This window comes from Kitasatospora sp. NPDC050463 (assembly GCF_040655255.1).
Lineage (GTDB): Bacteria > Actinomycetota > Actinomycetes > Streptomycetales > Streptomycetaceae > Kitasatospora.
Window position 1 is genome coordinate 1 of sequence record NZ_JBFAJO010000240.1, and the last position, 1050, is coordinate 1050.

Below are 1050 nucleotides of genomic sequence, written 5' to 3' on the forward strand. Positions count from 1 at the left end.
GAGCGGGCTGCGCTGACGCGGTGGGCCCGCAGAGCCTCGTCCGCCCAGGCGCTGGCTCTGCGGGCCCGGATCGTGTTGGCGTGCGACGGTCTGGAAGTCCCGTCGATCGTCGGTGTGGCAAGGGAGTTGGGCATCACGGCGGACACGGTCCGCAAGTGGCGTCGGCGGTTCCTCGCCGAGGGGCTGGAGGGCCTGGTGGACGAACCCCGGCCGGGCCGTCCGCCCACGATCGCGGTGGACGAGATCGAGGCGGTCGTCGTGGCGACGCTGGAGGAGATCCCGAAGAACGCGACACACTGGTCCCGGAGCTCGATGGCCGCCCGTAGCGGCCTCTCGAAGTCGACCGTCGGACGGATCTGGCGGAAGTTCCAGCTCAAGCCCCATCTGGCCGACACCTTCAAACTCTCCACCGACCCATTCTTCATCGAGAAGGTCCACGACGTGATCGGCCTGTACTTCGACCCGCCCGAAGGCGCGGTGGTGCTGTCGGTGGACGAGAAGTCGCAGATCCAGGCCCTCGACCGCTCCCAGCCGGTCCTGCCCATGATGCCGGGCATGCCCGAGCGCCGGACCCACGACTACGTGCGCAACGGCTTGACCACCCTGTTCGCCGCGTTCGACACCAGCAGCGGAAAGGTCATCACCTCACTGCACCGCCGGCACCGGGCGGCGGAGTTCAAGAAGTTCCTCATCAAGATCGACCGCGAGGTTCCCGAGGGCCTCGACATCCACCTGATCTGCGACAACTACGGCACCCACAAGACCCCGGCCATTCGCACCTGGCTGGCGCAGCATCCCAGGTTCCACATGCACTTCACTCCGACCGGGTCCTCGTGGATCAACCAGGTGGAGCGCTGGTTCGGCTTCCTCACCGACCAGATGATCCGACGCGGCGCCCACAAGAACGTCCAGGCCCTCGAACGCGACATTCGCACCTGGATCAAGACCTGGAACGAGGACCCCAAGCCGTTCACCTGGACCAAGACCGCCGATGAGATCCTCGACTCCCTCGCCCGCTTCTGCCGACGGATCTCCGGCGCAGGACACTAG

At 66.7% G+C, this 1050-nt stretch carries 1 protein-coding gene; it reads left to right on the forward strand.

The features are described 5' to 3' along the window. On the forward strand, positions 1 to 1050 hold a 1050-nt coding region (locus AB0J08_RS41765; protein WP_360645484.1), incomplete at its 5' end, for an IS630 family transposase.